General features: G+C 71.5%; 25 protein-coding genes. 5 read left to right on the top strand and 20 right to left on the bottom strand.

Annotated features, from left to right (window positions below):
• Positions 1 to 60: 60 nt before the first annotated feature.
• On the bottom strand, positions 61 to 330 hold the full coding sequence (locus ACWD0Y_RS27995) for a DUF4235 domain-containing protein (RefSeq protein ID WP_450263096.1): 270 nt from the start codon (positions 328 to 330) through the stop codon (positions 61 to 63).
• 14 nt (positions 331 to 344) lie between these two features.
• Positions 345 to 488 carry a hypothetical protein gene (locus ACWD0Y_RS27990; RefSeq protein ID WP_450263095.1) on the bottom strand — a complete coding sequence of 48 codons (144 nt, stop codon included), beginning with the start codon at positions 486 to 488 and terminating at the stop codon, positions 345 to 347.
• Between the two features lie 237 nt (positions 489 to 725).
• Here ACWD0Y_RS27990 and ACWD0Y_RS27985 point away from each other — a divergent pair, with 237 nt between their 5' ends.
• Both ACWD0Y_RS27985 and ACWD0Y_RS27980 read left to right on the top strand, forming a co-directional pair.
• Positions 726 to 1157 carry a CBS domain-containing protein gene (locus ACWD0Y_RS27985; RefSeq protein WP_450263094.1) on the top strand — a complete coding sequence of 144 codons (432 nt, stop codon included), beginning with the start codon at positions 726 to 728 and terminating at the stop codon, positions 1155 to 1157.
• A 38-nt stretch (positions 1158 to 1195) separates the two neighbouring features.
• The gene (locus ACWD0Y_RS27980; protein ID WP_450263093.1) at positions 1196 to 1741 is read left to right on the top strand and encodes a type 1 glutamine amidotransferase domain-containing protein; all 546 of its coding nucleotides are present in this window, start codon (positions 1196 to 1198) and stop codon (positions 1739 to 1741) included.
• Between the two features lie 27 nt (positions 1742 to 1768).
• Here the strand turns inward: ACWD0Y_RS27980 and ACWD0Y_RS27975 are convergent, their stop codons facing one another.
• Complete coding sequence (locus ACWD0Y_RS27975; protein ID WP_450263092.1) at positions 1769 to 2365, bottom strand: TIGR03086 family metal-binding protein; 597 nt, start codon at positions 2363 to 2365, stop codon at positions 1769 to 1771.
• Between the two features lie 65 nt (positions 2366 to 2430).
• On the opposite strand from ACWD0Y_RS27975, the gene ACWD0Y_RS27970 reads away from it, so the two are divergent.
• Both ACWD0Y_RS27970 and ACWD0Y_RS27965 read left to right on the top strand, forming a co-directional pair.
• Entirely contained in the window at positions 2431 to 3579 is a 1149-nt protein-coding gene (locus ACWD0Y_RS27970) for a baeRF2 domain-containing protein (RefSeq protein WP_450263091.1), read from the top strand.
• A gap of 112 nt (positions 3580 to 3691) precedes the next feature.
• On the top strand, positions 3692 to 5203 hold the full coding sequence (locus ACWD0Y_RS27965) for a diacylglycerol kinase family protein (protein ID WP_450263090.1): 1512 nt from the start codon (positions 3692 to 3694) through the stop codon (positions 5201 to 5203).
• On the opposite strand, the gene ACWD0Y_RS27960 is transcribed toward ACWD0Y_RS27965, so the two are convergent.
• The gene (locus ACWD0Y_RS27960) at positions 5175 to 6191 is read right to left on the bottom strand and encodes a cation diffusion facilitator family transporter (RefSeq protein WP_450263089.1); all 1017 of its coding nucleotides are present in this window, start codon (positions 6189 to 6191) and stop codon (positions 5175 to 5177) included. The two genes, ACWD0Y_RS27965 and ACWD0Y_RS27960, sit on opposite strands and share 29 nt — an antisense overlap.
• A gap of 69 nt (positions 6192 to 6260) precedes the next feature.
• Between ACWD0Y_RS27960 and ACWD0Y_RS27955 the strand changes: the two genes are divergently transcribed.
• Positions 6261 to 6431, top strand: a complete 171-nt coding sequence (locus ACWD0Y_RS27955) for a hydrophobic protein (RefSeq protein WP_093798098.1) — start codon at positions 6261 to 6263, stop codon at positions 6429 to 6431.
• A 102-nt stretch (positions 6432 to 6533) separates the two neighbouring features.
• Here ACWD0Y_RS27955 and ACWD0Y_RS27950 read toward each other — a convergent pair whose 3' ends face one another.
• The 16 genes from ACWD0Y_RS27950 to ACWD0Y_RS27875 form a co-directional block, all read right to left on the bottom strand.
• Entirely contained in the window at positions 6534 to 6821 is a 288-nt protein-coding gene (locus ACWD0Y_RS27950; protein ID WP_093798100.1) for a gas vesicle protein K, read from the bottom strand.
• Entirely contained in the window at positions 6818 to 7048 is a 231-nt protein-coding gene (locus tag ACWD0Y_RS27945; RefSeq protein WP_093798102.1) for a gas vesicle protein, read from the bottom strand. The genes ACWD0Y_RS27950 and ACWD0Y_RS27945 overlap by 4 nt, the downstream gene beginning before the upstream one ends.
• A complete protein-coding gene (locus ACWD0Y_RS27940; RefSeq protein WP_450263088.1) occupies positions 7045 to 7896 on the bottom strand; it encodes a GvpL/GvpF family gas vesicle protein in 852 nt (283 codons plus the stop codon). Before ACWD0Y_RS27940 ends, ACWD0Y_RS27945 begins: the two co-directional genes overlap by 4 nt.
• Positions 7893 to 8231 (bottom strand): gas vesicle protein, encoded by a 339-nt coding sequence (locus ACWD0Y_RS27935; protein ID WP_093798106.1) that lies wholly within the window; start codon positions 8229 to 8231, stop codon positions 7893 to 7895. Before ACWD0Y_RS27935 ends, ACWD0Y_RS27940 begins: the two co-directional genes overlap by 4 nt.
• Entirely contained in the window at positions 8228 to 9331 is a 1104-nt protein-coding gene (locus ACWD0Y_RS27930) for an SRPBCC family protein (protein WP_450263087.1), read from the bottom strand. The genes ACWD0Y_RS27935 and ACWD0Y_RS27930 overlap by 4 nt, the downstream gene beginning before the upstream one ends.
• On the bottom strand, positions 9324 to 9968 hold the full coding sequence (locus ACWD0Y_RS27925) for a DNA primase (protein WP_450263086.1): 645 nt from the start codon (positions 9966 to 9968) through the stop codon (positions 9324 to 9326). Before ACWD0Y_RS27925 ends, ACWD0Y_RS27930 begins: the two co-directional genes overlap by 8 nt.
• On the bottom strand, positions 9965 to 10201 hold the full coding sequence (locus ACWD0Y_RS27920; protein WP_093798110.1) for a gas vesicle protein GvpG: 237 nt from the start codon (positions 10199 to 10201) through the stop codon (positions 9965 to 9967). Before ACWD0Y_RS27920 ends, ACWD0Y_RS27925 begins: the two co-directional genes overlap by 4 nt.
• A gap of 7 nt (positions 10202 to 10208) precedes the next feature.
• Positions 10209 to 10925, bottom strand: coding sequence for a GvpL/GvpF family gas vesicle protein (locus ACWD0Y_RS27915; protein ID WP_450263085.1), 717 nt, complete (start codon positions 10923 to 10925; stop codon positions 10209 to 10211).
• Positions 10922 to 11353 (bottom strand): gas vesicle structural protein GvpA, encoded by a 432-nt coding sequence (locus ACWD0Y_RS27910; protein WP_093798114.1) that lies wholly within the window; start codon positions 11351 to 11353, stop codon positions 10922 to 10924. The genes ACWD0Y_RS27915 and ACWD0Y_RS27910 overlap by 4 nt, the downstream gene beginning before the upstream one ends.
• Before the next feature lie 115 nt (positions 11354 to 11468).
• The gene (locus ACWD0Y_RS27905; RefSeq protein WP_450263084.1) at positions 11469 to 11792 is read right to left on the bottom strand and encodes a gas vesicle protein GvpO; all 324 of its coding nucleotides are present in this window, start codon (positions 11790 to 11792) and stop codon (positions 11469 to 11471) included.
• Positions 11793 to 11843: 51 nt separating this feature from the next.
• Entirely contained in the window at positions 11844 to 13097 is a 1254-nt protein-coding gene (locus ACWD0Y_RS27900) for an MFS transporter (RefSeq protein WP_450263083.1), read from the bottom strand.
• 74 nt (positions 13098 to 13171) lie between these two features.
• Positions 13172 to 13297, bottom strand: a complete 126-nt coding sequence (locus tag ACWD0Y_RS27895; protein ID WP_450263082.1) for a hypothetical protein — start codon at positions 13295 to 13297, stop codon at positions 13172 to 13174.
• A gap of 56 nt (positions 13298 to 13353) precedes the next feature.
• Positions 13354 to 14301 carry an alpha/beta hydrolase gene (locus ACWD0Y_RS27890; RefSeq protein WP_450263081.1) on the bottom strand — a complete coding sequence of 316 codons (948 nt, stop codon included), beginning with the start codon at positions 14299 to 14301 and terminating at the stop codon, positions 13354 to 13356.
• 56 nt (positions 14302 to 14357) lie between these two features.
• On the bottom strand, positions 14358 to 14711 hold the full coding sequence (locus ACWD0Y_RS27885; RefSeq protein ID WP_450263080.1) for an acyl-CoA carboxylase epsilon subunit: 354 nt from the start codon (positions 14709 to 14711) through the stop codon (positions 14358 to 14360).
• A 36-nt stretch (positions 14712 to 14747) separates the two neighbouring features.
• Complete coding sequence (locus tag ACWD0Y_RS27880) at positions 14748 to 15695, bottom strand: hypothetical protein (RefSeq protein ID WP_450263079.1); 948 nt, start codon at positions 15693 to 15695, stop codon at positions 14748 to 14750.
• Positions 15696 to 15791: 96 nt separating this feature from the next.
• Positions 15792 to 16427: a DsbA family oxidoreductase gene (locus tag ACWD0Y_RS27875; protein ID WP_450263078.1), complete on the bottom strand. Its 636-nt coding sequence runs from the start codon at positions 16425 to 16427 to the stop codon at positions 15792 to 15794.
• Between the last annotated feature and the right edge of the window lie 31 nt (positions 16428 to 16458).

Here is a 16458-nt window from a genome sequence, read left to right as displayed (position 1 = left end):
CGGGTCCGGTCTCCGGACCCGCCCGCCGCTCGTGAACACCACGCCCCGAGGGCGTGCGGGTCACTCCGGCCAGTGGCCGGTCGCCCGGTGGACCGCGATCGCTCCGCCGCGCTCCACCGCGGCGCGGACCACCGCGAACGTCGCGCCCTGCAGCGCGGCGGCCGGGAGGATCTCGCTCCAGCGTCCGTCCCGGTCCATGGGCTGGGGAGCCTCGGTCTCGCCCGCGACCGTCTTCCACAGACGCTGGAACGCCATGCCCGCCAGCATGCCGGCGGCCATGCCCAGCAGCATTCCCGCCGGCTTGTACAGCACTGTGCCCTTCTCTGCCATGTACCTCTCCCGCATCAGCTGCCGACGGGCCGGCCGACCGGGTCACGGTCCTTCGCCTCCGTCGGCAGTATGAATTCTTCGTAGCGGCCGAGTGCGACGATCACGCCCAGCATGAGAACCGGAATGATTACCGGGATCAGCACGGCTAAACCCGCCATGGCTCCGCCCTCCCTGAGGGAACGGCCTGTGACGCCGGGCCGCCGGTACGCGCACCCCGGACCGTCGTGCGCGGCCTCGGGCTCCCGTTCCTGTTCCCGCACAGTCGCTCGGCCGCGTACCGGGTCCCCCTCCGCGACCGGGCTCAAACACCCCGCGACGGCGGACGTTTGCCGCCCGTGCCACGGGTACCCGCGCCGGTGGCCGACAGCGCGAGTGAAGAGATGAGGCGGACACCCATGGCCCAGTTCGTGAGGGAAGTCATGACAGCGGGCGTCGCGGCGGTACGTCCCGATGCCTCGCTGGTGGAAGCCGCGCAGCTGATGCGCGCACAGGACATCGGTGATGTGCTGGTGGCGCGGGACAACCAGCTGATCGGTGTGCTCACCGACCGGGACATCGCGCTGCGCGCGGTCGCGGACGGCCTCGATCCCCTCACGGTCAGCGCCGAGTCCGTATGCACGCCGGCCACGGCGTGCGTCGGCCCGGACGACGAGGTGTCGACGGCGGTCACCCTGATGCGGCAGCACGCGGTCCGGCGGCTTCCCGTGGTCGAGGGCGGCCTGCCGCTCGGTGTGGTGAGCATCGGCGACCTCGCCGAGATCCGGGACCCGCAGCCGGCGCTCGCCGACATCAGCAGGGCGGCACCCGGCCGAGGTGCCGGCATCTGAGGCAGGACAGCACACAGCAGTCACACGGAAGGATCACCATGCGGATCGCGTTTCTCGTGGCGCCCGAGGGCGTCGAGCAGGTCGAACTCACCGAGCCCTGGCAGGCGGTGACCGACACGGGTGACACGCCCCGGCTGGTCTCCACGAAGCCGGGCAGGATCCAGGCCTTCAACCACCTCGACAAGGCGGACACCTTCCCCGTCGACCAGGTGGCCAGCGAGGCGTCGGTGGAGGAGTACGGCGCGCTGGTACTCCCGGGCGGCGTCGCGAACCCCGACTTCCTGCGCATGGACGAGAAGGCGGTGGCGTTCGTCCGCGCCTTCTTCGACGCGGGCAAGCCGGTCGCGTCCATCTGCCACGGCCCCTGGACGCTCGTCGAGGCGGACGTCGTGCGCGGCAGGACCCTGACGTCGTGGCCGAGTCTGCGTACGGACATCCGCAACGCGGGCGGCACCTGGGTCGACGAACAGGTGAAGGTCTGTGACGCGGCCCCCGCCACGCTGATCACCAGCCGCAAGCCGGACGACCTCAAGGCGTTCTGCGAGACCTTCACCAAGGAGTTCGCCCGCTCCTCCGCGAAGTAGTCCGGCGAGCGGGCGATCCGCGGGCCGTCAGACGCGGCGCCCCAGCAGGGAGAGCAGCTTGGCCTGTACGCCGGCCCCGGCGGGCGGTTCCACCGGGGCGGCGAACAGGCCGCTCTTCTCCAGCTCGGCGGAGTGCGGCCCCACTTCACGCACCGCGAAGTCCACCAGGCCGTCGGGCAGCCGCTCGTCGGCGCCGATCGCCCGCGCCAGGTCCCACGCGTGCACCACCAGGTCGGTCACCATCTGCGCGCAGTACGCCGCGCACGAGGTCTCCCCGTACGACAGCTGCACGGTCCGCTCCAGCGCTCCCGGCGCGGCGAACGCCTCGTGTGCGCCCGCCGCCGCCCGTTCCCAGACCGCCACCGGGTCGTCGCCGAGCACGTCGCCGTCGATGTCGACGTCGAAGGAGCCCTCATACGCCTCCTCGATCGTGCGCCGCTCGGCCACCAGCGGCGGCACCCACAGCTGTTCCACGGTCAGGTGGTTGACGAGGTCGCGCACCGACCACTCGGCGCAGGGGGTCGGCGCCCGCCACTGGTCCTGCCGTACGGCCCGCACATGGCCGCCGAAGAGGGCGAGCGCCTCGTCGTGGCGCGAGAGGAGCGGGTTCGTGTTCGGTTCCATGGTGTTCATGGTTCACCTTCGGGTACCCGGGGCGCACGCCCCACCAGACATCCCCGGAGGGAGAAATGGACCTCTCATTCCTCACCCCACTGTACGAACGTCCGGGCCCCTGGGCATCCGTCTACGCCGATACGTCCACCGTCGACGAGTCGACACCGGAACGGCGTGAGCTGCACGCCCGCCAGACCTGCCGCGACCTGCTGGAGCAGGGGGCCGACGAGGCGACGGGGCACGCGGTGTACGACGCCCTGGCCTCGTACACGCACGGCGCTGCGCCGGCCGGCCGCGCCGTCTTCGCACGGGGCGGCGAAGTGGTGCTGGACCCGCCGCTGGCCACCCGCCCGCCGGCTCCCGTGGCGAGCTGGTCCGCGCTGCCGCGGGTCGGCCCGCTGCTGGGCCTCGCGGGTGAGGAACCGGTCTGCCTCGTCGCGTACATCGACCGCAAGGGCGCCGACTTCGAGCTGCGCACCACCCTCGGCAGCCGTCCCGCCGGGCAGATCCACGGCGAGGACCGGCCGGTGCACCGCACCGCGAGCGACGACTGGTCCGAGCGCCACTTCCAGCTGAAGGTCGAGAACACCTGGGAGCAGAACGCCCGCGACACCGCCGAGGCGCTGAGCGCCTGTCAGGAGGAGACCCGCGCCGGGCTGCTGGTGCTGGCGGGCGACGAGCGCGAGCGGCGCACCGTGCACGACGCGCTGCCGCAGCGGCTGAAGCCCCTGGCCGTCGAGACGGACCACGGCGGCCGGTCGGCCGGGTCCGGCTCCCGGCTGCTGGACGAGGACGTGGAACGGGCCAGGCAGGCGCACGCGCGCAAGCGGGCCGCCGCCGAACTGGAGCGCTTCCGCGCCGCGCGGACCCCGTCGGCGGACGGCGGCACCGTCGTGGCGGCCGAAGGGGTGCCCGCGCTCGTGGACGCGGCGCGCGAGCACCGGATCTCGGAGCTGCTGGTGGACCCCGAAGGGCCCGACGCCGGACGCGAGGTGTGGGTGGGCGAGGAGCCCGACCAGCTGGCGGTACGCCGTACGGACGCGCGGTACCTGAGCGAGCGCGAGCCGTTCGCCGCCCGCGCCGACGACGCGCTGCTGCGCTCGGCCGCCATGACCGGGGCCGAGGCGATCCGGGTCCCGCCGGACGGCGACGGCCCGCCGGACGCGGGGCCTGCGGGCGGCCTCGGCGCGCTGCTGCGGTGGTCGCGGCCGGACGGGACGTGACGCGAAGGGACCGGGGCACCGCCCCGGTCCCCGGCCTTCGGGCCCTGGGGCCCTGGGGCCCGCCCGGCGTGCCGCTGGATTCGGAAGGCGTCGCGCCGGGTACTCGCGTGCCATGTCTTCACCCAAAGCGCATGACCCGCTGCGAGGGCCAGGGCGGATCGCCGCCTGGCTGAGCGCCCGTGACCAGGGGCTCTTCCACAGCGTCGCGACCCACCACTGGCCGGGCGCCGACCGCGTCCTGCCGCGGCTGAGCCACGGGGCGAACCACGGCGTGCTGTGGTTCGGTGCCGCCGCCGGGATAGCGGCCTTCGGCGGCTCCACCCGCGCCCGCCGGGCCGCGGTGCGCGGGGTGGCCTCGCTGGCGCTGGCCTCCCTCACCGTCAACACCGTGGGCAAGCGTTCGGTGCGCCGGGGCAGGCCCGTCCTGGACGCGGTGCCGATGATCCGGCGGCTCAAGCGCCAGCCGATCACCACGTCCTTCCCCTCGGGGCATTCGGCTTCCGCCGCCGCCTTCGCGACGGGAGTGGCGCTGGAGTCCAAGGGGTGGGGCGCGGTCGTCGCCCCGCTCGCGGCGTCCGTGGCCTTCTCCCGCGTCTACACGGGCGCGCACTATCCGAGTGATGTGCTGGTCGGAGCGGCGCTGGGCATAGGAGCGGCGTTCGCGGTGCGCGGGCTCGTGCCGACCCGGGCGCAGATCCCCGCGCCGGGGAGGCCGTACGCCGAAGCGCCCGCGCTGCCCGAGGGCCGGGGTCTGGTCGTCGTGGTCAACAAGCGGTCGGGCTCCGCGGCGGCCAGGGCGGCCGCGGTACGGGACGCGCTGCCGCGCGCCGAGGTCGTCGAGTGCGAGCCCGACGAGCTGACGGCCGCGCTGGAGAAGGCGGCGCAGCAGGGCCGGGCGCTCGGGATCTGCGGTGGGGACGGCACGGTCAACCGGGCGGCGGCGACCGCCGCCCGCCACCGGGTGCCGCTGGCCGTTTTCCCCGGCGGCACACTGAATCACTTCGCGTACGACCTGGGCATCGAGGAGGTCCAGGACACCTGCCGGGCCCTGGCGAGCGGCGACGCGGTCAGGGTGGACCTGGGCCGGTTCACCCCCGGCCCGGGGCCCGACGGCGAGCCCGGCCATTTCCTCAACACCTTCAGCCTGGGTGTCTATCCCGAGCTGGTACGGATCAGGGAGCACTGGGCCCCGCGCATCGGCGGCTGGCCCGCGGGCGTACTGGCCGCGGTGGAGGTGCTGCGCGCCGAGCGGCCGCTGGACGCGACCATCGGGCAGCACAAGGGGCGCCGCCGCGCGCTGTGGATGCTGTTCGCGGGCAACGGCATGTACCAGCGCTTCGGCCCGACCCCGGGCCGGCGGCTCGACCTGGCCGACGGGCTGCTCGACGTACGTGTGGTGCACGGCGGCCGGCTGCCCGGCCTGCGGTTGCTGGCCGCGGCGCTCGCGGGGCCGCTGAGCCGCTCGCCCGTCCACGCGGCGCAGCGGCTGCGCAGGGTGTGGATCTCGGGGCTGGCACCGGGGACGCTGCTCGCGTACGACGGCGAAGTGGCGGAGGCGCCCCCGGAGTTCCTCATCGACAAGGCCGACGAAGCACTCACCGTGTACCGTCCGCTCGCCCAGTAGCGCCCAGGAGGCCCTGGGAATCATGGGGCTCATGGGCCTCCCGGGGCTCCGGAAGTTCTGGGGGTTCTTGGGGGGCCTCGTCGGAAGGGGCCTCCGTGATGTCGAGAAAGACCTGGTCGGCCTGCGGCCAGGTCTTTCGCACGGAGCGCTTGATGCGTACGCAGGCGAGCTCCACCTCCTCGCTGTCCAGCCCCGGCGTCAGGTCGACGCGGGCGGCCACCAGGAGCGAGTCGAGGCCGAGCCGCATCGTCAGCAGCTCGGCGACGTTGTCGATCTCCGGCTGGGCCCCGACGAGCGCGCGGATACTCTCGCGCAGTTCGGGGTCGGCGGCCTCGCCGACGAGCTGGGCCCTGGCGTCCCGGCCGAGCCGGTAGGCGACGTACACGAGCAGGAGACCGATGGAGAAGGACGCGACGGCCTCGTAGACGGCGTCGCCCGTCGTCATGTGAAGCGCCATGCCGGCCGCGGCGAGGAGCACCCCGACGACGGCGGTGCCGTCCTCCGCGACGACCGTGCGCAGGGCCGGGTCCCGGACCGGTCCGGTGCCCGGACGGCGCCGCACCTGGTAGAGGGCGCGGGCCAGGGAGGCGCCCTCGGCGAGGAAGGCGACGCCCAGGACGGCGAGCCCGGCGACGTAACCGGTGTACGACTCCTCGCCAGTGGCTCCGCCGAGCGCTTCGAAGCCTTGGAAGAAGGAGAAGCAGCCGCCCATGACGAAGATGCCGACGGCGGCGAGCAGGGCCCAGAAGTAGCGCTCCTTGCCGTATCCGAAGGGGTGCTTCCCGTCGGCCGGGCGGCGGCTGCGGTGCAGGGACGCGAGCAGGAAGACCTCGTTGACGCTGTCCGCGACGGAGTGCGCCGCCTCCGAGAGCAGGGCGGGTGATCCCGACACCAGTCCGCCGACGGTCTTGGCGGCGGCGATGACGAGATTGGCGGCGAGCGCCACCAGGACCGTGATCCGTGTCCTGCGGTCGGGCTTTTCGGTCACACCAGGTCTCCATACATTCGTGTACGAGGGTGAAATTCGGGGAACTCAAGAATTCAGGAGGTGCACGCCATGGTTCCCATCCTTCTGGTCCTGCTTCTCGTACTGATTCTCTTCGGCGCCGGATTCGCAGTGGAGATTCTCTGGTGGATCGCCATCGCGGTTCTTGTCATCTGGCTGCTGGGATTCCTGCTGCGCAGCACATCGTCCACGGGCACCCGGTCCCGCTGGTACCGATGGTAGAAACGGCACAGGGAGAGGCAGAAGAAGCGGGGCGGCGGCCTTCGGGCCACCGCCCCGTTTTTGTTTCTCCGTCTCTGCTTCCCGCTTCTGTGCTTCCCGCTTCTATTCGCCCCGGGGCAGCAGGGGCCCCAGGGGCCCCAGGTCGATATTGAGGTCCTCGGGTTCGAGGCCGAACCGTGTGCGCAGCACATCCATCCGGTCCTCCAGGAGCATCAGCGTCATCCCGATGCGCTCCTCCTGCTCCTCGCTGAGGTCCCCGGTCTCCACGCGGCGCAGCGCCTGGCGTTCCATCAGCTGGCGCAGCAGTTCCACGACCGTCAGGACGAGCTTGACGAGATCGCGCTCGACGGTGTCGGCGTCGAGCTCCACACGGCGGCTCTCGGTGGTCACGGGCGCTCCTCCTCTTCCTCCTCGAACGGGGACGGCACGTTGGCGTTGACGGAGCTGATGAGGGCGTTGAGGTCGACGCGCACCAGGTCGACGTCGGCGATACGGAGGGTCAGGTCGCCCGCGATCACGACCCCGCCCGCCAGCAGCCGGTCCAGCAGGTCGACGAGAGCGAGCTCACGCTGGGCGAGGGGCGCGGCGTCGGAGGGCACGGTGCCGGGGGGCGTCATCGGTCTGTCTCCCCCCGCACCGGCTGCCCAGGCCGTTCCGGCTGTTCCGGGTGCCCGGCCTGCCCCGCGAAGGAGTACGGGGCCCAGGGCCCGGTGAGTTCCACCCGTACGCCCCGGTCCTTCGGGGTGAGCCGGCCGACCTCCTCCACGAATTCCTCGCTGGTCCCCCGCGGCACCAGGTACGCCGCGTTGAGGATGTTCTGCCCGGGCGCCTCGGAAAGCCGGGCGTCCTGCGGGCGGTGCAGGGCGGCGGCCTCCGCGCGCAGGGAGAGTTCCGCGTGCAGCCTGCGCGACAGGGCGTCGGCGCGCTCCCAGGCGCTCTCGCGTGCCTGGCGCCGGCTGAGCCGTCGGCGCAGATAGTCCCGGCCGGTCGTCGCGGGGGCGGCAGCGGCAGCGGTGGCGGTGGCTTGTGCCTGCGGCGCCTCGGACGGTTCCCGCGCGGGCTCCGGCTCCGGCTCGGCGTACACCTTGATGCCCCACTCGACCCGCCCGTCCAGCCGTTCCAGCGTCTGCATGAAGCGGTCCCGGCCCGTGTCGAGCAGCCGGCGTACACCGCTGTCGTCGACGCACACGGTGGCCAGGCGCAGCGGCACGGGGCAGGTGACGGTGGTCAGGGCGCCGACGACGGCCTCGTGCGTGCGGGCGGTCGCGGAGAGCCAGTCGAGGTTCTCCAGGTGCTTCTTGAGCGGCGCCTCGCCGAAGTCCTCGGCCGGGACCGGGCTGACCACGGCGACGAGGCCGTCGTGGTGGAGCAGGCGGGGCGGCTCACCGTCGAGACCGCGTACGCCTTCGGGGAGTACGCCCTCGAAGGGCCGGGTGACCGCGTACACGTAGCGCAGTTCGTTCATTCCTGGTCCTTGCGGTCCTCAAGTGCGGGCGCCGCCTCCAGATCGGCGATGCGCCGCTGCAACCGCTCGTTCTCCTCGGCGAGTTCACGGCGACGGGCACCGGAGGAGAGGGACGGATCGTCCTCCCACCAGTCGATCCCCATTTCCTTCGCCTTGTCGATGGAGGTGACGATGAGGCGCAGCTTGATGGTGAGCAGTTCGATGTCGAGGAGATTTATCTTGATGTCTCCCGCGATGACGATTCCCTTGTCCAGTACACGCTCAAGGATATCGGCGAGATTCGCGCCTCCATTGGAGCCGTACGAGTCGGGAAGGCCGTTCACCGGGGACGTCATCGGCTGTCCCGGCTTCCGCTGTCCGCGTATTCACGCTGCTTGCGCGTGTCGGGGTCCTCTTCTTCGTATTCGCCTTCGTATTCGCCTTCGTATTCGCCTTCGTCTTCGGCCTCGTCTTCGGCCTCGTCTTCGGCGGCGTACTCCTCCTCCTCTGCCTCTGCTTCCTCTGCCTCGGGCTCGTCCTCGTCGACGTACTCCTCGTCCTCGTACTCGCCCCCGGGCTCCGCCTCTTCCTCTTCTTCCTGCGGCTGCTCTTCGCCCTCCTCCTCCGCCACCGCGTCGTCGTGGCTGCGCACGACCTCGCCGTCCCGTATCTCGCCGCGCCAGCCGTCCTCGGCCTCGCCCTTGATCGAGATGTGCCGGGCGAAGTGCTTCAGGTCCAGGCGGACCCGCCGGCCCTGGGCGCGCCAGATGTTGCCGGTCTTCTCGAACAGCCCCTTGGGGTAGTACTCCATGACCAGCAGCACCCGGGTGAGGTTCTCGCCCAGCGGGTGGAAGGTGACGACGCCCTTCGTGGTGCCCTTGGCGCCCTCGGACGTCCAGGCGATCCTCGTGTCCGGCACCTGCTCGGTGGTGTGCGCCTTCCAGCTGCGGTTGGACCAGAAGACCTTGAGCTTCCAGTCCGACGTGGTGTCGTCGGCGGGGCCCGCGCTCTTGACGCCCTTCGCGAAGGTGGAGAAGTCCTGGTACCGGGTCCACTGGTCGTACGCGTCACGGACCGGGACACCCACGTCGACGTGCTCCATGATGACGACCGGCTTGTTGCCGCCGCCACCCTTCCTGCTCTTGCCGCCCAGGCCCTTGAGCGCGTTCATCGCGTTGTCCTTGAGGTGGGAGGCGCCGATTTCGAGGGCGCCGCGCACCGGACCCTTGCCCTCGGCGAGCTTCTGGCCGCCCTTCTTCGCGAGTTCGGCGAATCCGGGGCTCTTGCCCTCCGCGATGTCGTTGAGCTTGAGGGTGCTCTCGCCGAGCTTGCGGCCCGCGCCGGTCAGCATCCGTACGGCCTGCGCCATGAGGTACGACTGGAGTTCTTCCTTCAGCCGCTGCGTCGCCTCGTGGTCCCCGCTCAGCAGGGACTGGGGCCCCTTGGTGTCAGCCACGGCTCCGGCCTCCCTTCGGGGCGGCGGTGGTCTTCTTCGCCGCGGTCTTCTTCGCGGCGGTCTTCTTCGCCGCGGTCTTCTTCGCGGCGGTCTTCTTCGCGGCGGTCTTCTTGGCCGCGGTCTTCTTCACCGCCGCCGGGGCCTTCCGGGCCGGTGCCTTCCTGCGGCGTTCGCGCCGCTCGCCGTCCGGCTCCGAGCGCTGCCGGGGCTCGTCGCGCTCCTCCGGCTCCTCCTCCCGGTCCTCGTCCTCGCTGTCGTCCTCGTCCTCGTCCTCGTCCTCGTCCTCGTCCCGCGGATCCGGTATGTCGTCGGGGACCACGCCCGCGAGCCGGTCCTGCACGTCCAGCCTCCGGTCGTGCAGCCGGTCGGCGACCGCGTTGATCTGCCGGGTCACGAGCGCGCCCGTCGCGGCCTTGCCGACCCCGCGCAGATCCTCGCGCAGCTGGTCGCCGATCTCCTTGAACTGGGGGTTGTTCTGGAGCTGCGAGGACGCGAACTCCGCGAGCGCGCGCGGGCTGAGCTGGAGCTTCTTACCCATCACCATGGTGCCGATGCCGAAGGCGAGCTTCGCCTTCTTCGTGCGTCCGAGGAAATAGCCCGCGCCCACCGCGAGGCCCATTGCAAGTCTGTTGTTCATGTCGTCGGGTTCCTCTTCTCCAGCCGGTCGAGGAGCTCGTCCTCACGGCGGTCGAATTCGGCCTCGTCGATCTCTCCCGCCTCGAGCTGCCGCTCCAGGGCGGAGAGTTCTCGCTGGATGGCCGAGGGGTCGTAGTACTGCCGCTCCGCCTCCGTGACCACCTGCCGCAGCACCCATGAGGTGCCGCGGACAGGGGCCAGGGGCAGGAGCAGCAGCTCTCCCAGGAGGCCCATCAGGCCGTCACTCCACGAAGCTGTAGGGCGGCAGCGGGCCGTTGACCTGGAGGACGAGGTGGGGGTGCTCCTTGCGCAGGGCGTCCACCGCCTCCACGAAGTCCGCGGTGCGGTCGCGGTCGACGAGGAAGGAGACGTTCGCCAGCCAGCCCGAGCTCTCGGGACCGGGGCTGACGTCTCCCGCCGCCGCTTCCAGGGCCTGCCTCACCAGTTCGCCGTCGCGCTTCTCGCGCTGCTGCACGGCGGCCACGACGCGTTCGCCGAGCCGCAGCTTCTGCTCGTACGTGCCGCCGCCGGCCGCACGGTTGGCCTCGTTGAGCGCGCGCAGTTCGGCGTCCTCTGCGAGGACCTGGTGGAGGACGGCCTCCTCGTCGTGCGTGGCCTTCACGTTGTACTCGACCTTGTTGTCGAGCGCGTCGAGGCGCTCCAGGTAGTGCTTCTCGCGCTCGGCGAGCACCGTGCGCACCGACTCGTCGTCGGACGACAGGCTGCCGAAGCGCATCGGCAGCACGGCGCCCACGGCGCCCGCCTCCGAGAGGACGGTCTGGTGCGCCAGCAGGTCGCGGCGCTTGGGCCTGAGGTCCTCGGGCGCGTCGCTCACCAGGGCGGCCAGTTCGCCGACCCTGAGGGCGCGCACGGGCATCGGCGGGTTTCCGACGCCGGTCGTCTGCTCGGGGAGCTCCGGGTGGCTGCCGCGTGCGATGCCGTAGACGTACGTACTCACTCCTGCTCCTCCTTCCGGCGGGACGTGGTGGTGCGGCGGGCGCGGGGCTTCGACTCGGACTGGCCGTCACCGCCGCTGCGGGCCTGCTGGAACGCGTCCGAGATGGTCTCTGCGGCGCCGGACAGCGCGCCCTTGGACTTGCCCCTGGCGCCGGACTCGGTGACCTCACCGACGATCTCGGGCAGGCCGGGGCTCTTGTTGGCGCCGGTTTCGAGGTCGAGGCGGTTGCACGCCTCGGCGAAGCGCAGATACGTGTCGACGCTCGCCACCACGACCCGGATGTCGATCTTGAGGATCTCGATGCCGACCAGGGAGACACGTACGAACGCGTCGATGACGAGACCCCGGTCGAGGACGAGTTCCAGGACGTCGTAGAGGCCGCTGGTACCGCCGCCGCCTCCGCCTTGCTGTGCCGGGACTACGGTCATGCTGACCGGCCCTCCTCCTGTCGGGTGTACCGGACTTGCCGGTTTGTCAGGTGTATCTAATCTGTCTGTTTTGTCAGATATCCACGTGTCGGTTTTGTCGGATATCCATGGGTGTCTATGAACGGTCCGCGCGGCCGCGCTCGTAGCGGTGGACGCGCCTGTACCCGGTGAGCGCTCCTTGGGCGTCGAGTGTGACTTCGTACGACGCGAGCAGGCTCATCGTGTCGGGGACCCGGGCCAGTTCGAGCACCTCGACCCGCAACATCCAGCCGTCCCCCTCCGTACGCTCGAAGGAAGAGACGGACTCGGCCTCCATGCCGGTGAGCTCCGCCAGCTGTGCCCGCGCACCGCGCAGCACTTCCATCGGGCCCGGCCGGCTTTCCGCCGTGGACTGCGAACTCTCTTTGTTCTTAGGTGTGTTGCTGTTCTGAGATGCCATGTCACCCTCCGACTTCGGGTAACCCGCAATACCGGATCCAAACCCCCTGCGTCAGCGCACGGACTCGACAGGGCGGCCGGCGGTCGCGTCCGCGGGCCGGGTCCGGCGGAGGTGGAAGGCGAGCGCGGCGCCCGCGGCGAGGACCGAGGCCGCACCGCCGACGAGGAGACCGGACCGGGCGCCCAGGGTTTCGGACAGGCCGCCGACGAGAAGCGCGCCGAGCGGGGTGGTGCCCTGGAAGACCAAGGTGTAGAGCGCCATCACCCGGCCGCGGTAGGCCGGATCGGTGCCGAGCTGGATCCGGTGGTTGGCCGCCTGCGCGAAGCAGACGGACGCGAAGCCCGTGAAGAACAGCGCCACCGCGGCCGTGGTGTAGGTCGGTGCGAGACCCGCCAGGATCTGCACCGCGCCGAATGCGGCCGCCGTCCCGATGACGAGACCGAGCGGCGGTCTGCCCCGGCGCAGGGTCGTGGCGAAGGCCGCGCCGAGCGAACCCGCCGCCAGCGCCGTGGTCAGCAGCCCGAAGGCGGCGGCATCGGCGTGGAAGACCGTCTTGGCGAGCAGCGGCAGGGTGAGCTGGAAGTTGAAGCCCAGCATGCCGACCACCGCGACCAGCGCCATCGGCAGCAGAAGGTCCGGCTGGGCCACCACGTGCCGGATCCCGTCCGCCACGCGGGCGCGCCGGGGGCGCCGGGCGCCACGGTGCAGTTCGTCGGGGCGGATCAGCCACAGTCCGGCCACCGTCGCCAGATAGCTCACGGCGTTGAGCAGCATCACCGTCGCGGTATCGAACCAGCTGATCAGCAGGCCCGCCGCGGCCGGGCCCAGCACCCGCGCGGTGTTGAAGTAGGCGGCGCTGAGCGCGGACGCGTTGGGCAGCAGGTCGGCGCCGACCAGTTCGCTGACGAACGACATCCGGGCCGGTATCTCGACGGCGTTGACCAGGCCGATTCCCAGCGCGAACAGACCGACATGCCACAGCCGCACCCCTCCCGCCAGCACCAGCACGCCGAGCAGCGCGGCCAGCACGCCCGAGGCGAGGTTGGCGCCCATCAGCAGCCGGCGCTTGTCGTGGCGGTCGGCGAGGCCCCCCGCGTGGAGCGTGAACAGCAGCAGGGGTGCGAACTGCAGGGCGGTGATCACGCCCAGGGCGGAGGCCGAGTCGTCGGTCAGGGAGAGCACGAGCCAGTCCTGGGCCACGATCATCATCCAGGTGCCGCCGACGGAGACGAGCTGCCCGGCCGCGAACAGCCGGAAGTTGCGGACCGTCAGAGACTGGAACATTCCGGCGAGGGTGTTCCTCATGGTGCTCCTCCCCCGGCCCGGGGGCGGACCGGGTCGCGGGGGTGACTCGTCGTCGCTGTCGCTTCCCGGCTCCGTCAGTCGGTGCCGCGGAAGATGTGGCGGTCGGGGTTCTCCCCCTCCTCACCGGCGAGGAGCGCGGGCCGTGGGGCGTGCGGCTCTTCGAGGAGTGTGGCTTCGTGCTCGATGACGTCTGCGCCCACCTCTGCCTGCCTCTCATGCGGATCTGCTGGAAGGACCGGACGGATCACCGGCCGGTTCAGACCGGACTGCTCACACACTCCAGGCCGGCCGCCACCCGCCGCTCGGCGGACCTGCGGCGGGCCTCCGGGACCGCCGCGTCGCGGGCCAGGAGGCATTCCTCCAGGAAGGCCAGCGCGCGGAGGTGATACGTACGGGCCGCCCACCCGAGGCTGATGTTGTGCCCGGCGTCCGGCTGGTGGTCGACCAGCACCTTCGGTGCGGCCAGCGGATGCCTGAGCGCGGCGACGGCCTCCTCGTCGAACCGCCACCACTGCTCCTGCTCGGCGAAGGTGAAGCGGACCGGCACCCGGACGCGGGCGGCGATGCCGGGATACAGCTCGGGCCACAGCGGGCCCTCCGCCACCTCACTGGCCGGCACCGGCGACAGCAGTTCGCGGCCGAGCCGGAAGGCGCCCGGCGGGTAGAGCCGCAGGGCGCCCCAGTGCCGGCGCCACTCACCGTGCCCTGCCGCGCCGGGCAACTGGTGCGGGTACACGGCGAACCGGTTGCCCAGGCCCGATATGTCCAGGCCCAGCAGGGTGTCGCCGCGTTCGTGCGCGGCGGCGGCCAGCGCGAGCTTGCCGCCGTTGGAGTGGGCGACCATGAAGAAGCCCGCTCCGGTGTCGTGGGTGGCCGCGAAGTCGGCCAGCGCGGCGTGCAGGGTCACCGCCTGCTCCTGGACCGTCTGCCCCTCGGGCAGACACGGAGCCGACCGGCCGTAGCCGGGGCGGTCCACGGCCAGCACGGTGTATCCGAGCTCCGCGCCGAGGGTCAGCAGCGAAAGCCCGGGGTGGGACCGGCTGTCGAAGTAACCGGCCCGCATCCCGCCGCCGTGCACGGCGACCACCACGGCCCGCGGCGGCCGGGGCCACGTCTCGGCGACCAGGCCCGAGACCGGGATGCCTCCTGCGTCAAGAGTGATGCCACGGACTTCCGGAACACTCGAATCCAGCAGCTCTGCCATCTGATCAGTACTCCTGAGGGGAGGAGGCTTGGTCCGGCGGTCAAAAGGTTCCCTGCTTATGCGGCCCTTCCGTGCCCGCCGGGAGCGGCGCTTCGCCAACTGCGCGGGGTGCGGTGGCCGGAGGAGCGCTCCAGCCGGCGCCAGCGGGCGACGGCCCGGACCTCGTCCGTCCCGGTGCCGGCGCCGTCCGCCAGGGCGGCCGCCCGGGCGAGCAGGACCGCGGTGAGCGCGGCCAGCTCGTCGGCGTCGGGGGCGCCGTTCTCGATGCGTATGAACGTCTCAGCAGTCGCTCCGGACATGTCCATGGCCGTCGCCTCCGTCTTCGCGGTCCTGGGCGGGAAAATCGGGAGAGCGGGCCGTACGGGCCCGGGGAAGGCGCCGGGGCCCGTACGCCCGGTCGGTGCGGTCACGCGGACGGGCCCCGGCGGCCAGGGGTCGTCCGGAGGTCACTTCACTTCGAAGATCTTCCAGTGACCGCGCTTGATGAGGCTGCTGCCGTCCTTGGCGTCGCTGAAGAAGTCGACCACCACGTAACGGCCCGGCTGGAAGGTGAGTTCGAGCAGCGAGGTCTCACCGGAGTTCATGGGCAGCCCACCGGTGCCCTGGTCCAGGTCGAGGGGGCCTGTGTAGTCCGGGAAGGCGCCGGTGTCGCCGAAGTCGTTGACGTAGGCCCGTACGTCTTCCTCGGTGGTGTCCTCCGCGAGGCGGAAGAAGATGGCCTCGATGTTCTGGCCGGCGGGCATGGCGTTGCGGAAGCGGACCGCGTGGCCCGCCTGCACGGTGCCGTCGAGGTCCCAGTACGGCTGGCCGTCGACCAGCTTGCCCGTGAGGGTGGCGGTGGGAGTCGGCCTCGCGGCGGTGCCGGCGGCGCCGCTGACCTCGAGGACGCTGTGGCGCGGGTTCTCGGCCCGGATGTGCTGGTAGTCGAAGAACCAGTACGTGCCCGGCTCAACGGTCCTGGTGAAGGACGCCGGGAGGTTCGGGTGGATGACCGTACCGCCGAGCAGTTCCGCCTTCTGCTGGATCTCGGCGCTGCCCTCGACGATGTCGGGCCCGACCGCATTGATGATCTTCAGCAGGGAGGAGCGGAAATCTCCGAAGGTCACGCCGGGCTTCGGGCGGACCAGCGATATCCAGCCCGACGCGGGGTCCGTGGTGGAGACCCGGAAAGTGATCTGGCCGGGACGCGCGGTGGCCGGCGCGTCCATGCCGCCGGCGGAGGACTTGATCTCCAGGACCTGGCGGCCCTGCTCCTCGGCGGCGGACTGGACCACTGCGGACCGGGCCGCGGGCTGGGCCGCGGCGGCGGTGCTCAGGCCCGTCGTCGCGGTGAGGACCAGCAGCGCGCCGGCGGCGGTGGCGGTCCATATATGACGTGTGCGCTTCAATCTCATACGAGTGCTCCTACGGGTGGGAAGGACGTTGCCGAGGTAAGGGGGGAAGCGGTGGGAAACGACGGGACATCGAATTCAGACGACGGAACACCGGATTCAGCGGTCGGCCGCGGTGGCGGCCGCCAGTACGTTCCGGAAGGTCTCCTCGGACTGCGCACCGGCCACCAGAGCCCCGCCGTCGAAGCGGAACACCGGCACGGAGCGGATACCGAGGGACCGCACCCGGGTCAGTTCGGCCCGCAGCTCCTCGGCCCCGCCGGGGGCCGGCCGGACACCGGTCTCGGCGGCGAGCCGGTCGAGTGTGGCGCGGTCGCCGATGTTCAGCCCCTCGGTCAGATAGGCCCGGAACAGGCGCTCGGCCATCGGCTCCCCCAGCCCCTGGTCCGCCGCGGCGGCCAGGAGGCGGTGGGCCTCGAAGGTGTTCACATGCACGGCGCGCGCGAAGTCCAGCTCCAGGCCGTCCTTGGCGCCGACGGCCGCCATGCTCGCGGTCGCCTGGGCGGCCCGCTCCGCGCTGCCGAAGAAACCGAGGTGCACCTCGGACAGCGGCATTCCCTCCGGTGGCGCGTCGGGAGAGACCTGGAAGGGGAGGAACACCACATCGAGTTCCCCGCCCGCCGCACGGTGGCGGCCGGCGACCCGCTCGAAGCGGGTGAATCCGATGTAGGAGTGGACGCAGGTGAGATCGAGGGCGATCTCGACCCGCAGGGATGTGCTCTTGACAGCGGTCACTGCTGGTGGCCCTTCAGTTCACAACGGTCTG

The organism is Streptomyces altiplanensis (assembly GCF_053591575.1).
The sequence above is the reverse complement of the archived record's forward strand: the minus strand, read 5'-3'. Positions and strand labels throughout refer to the sequence as shown.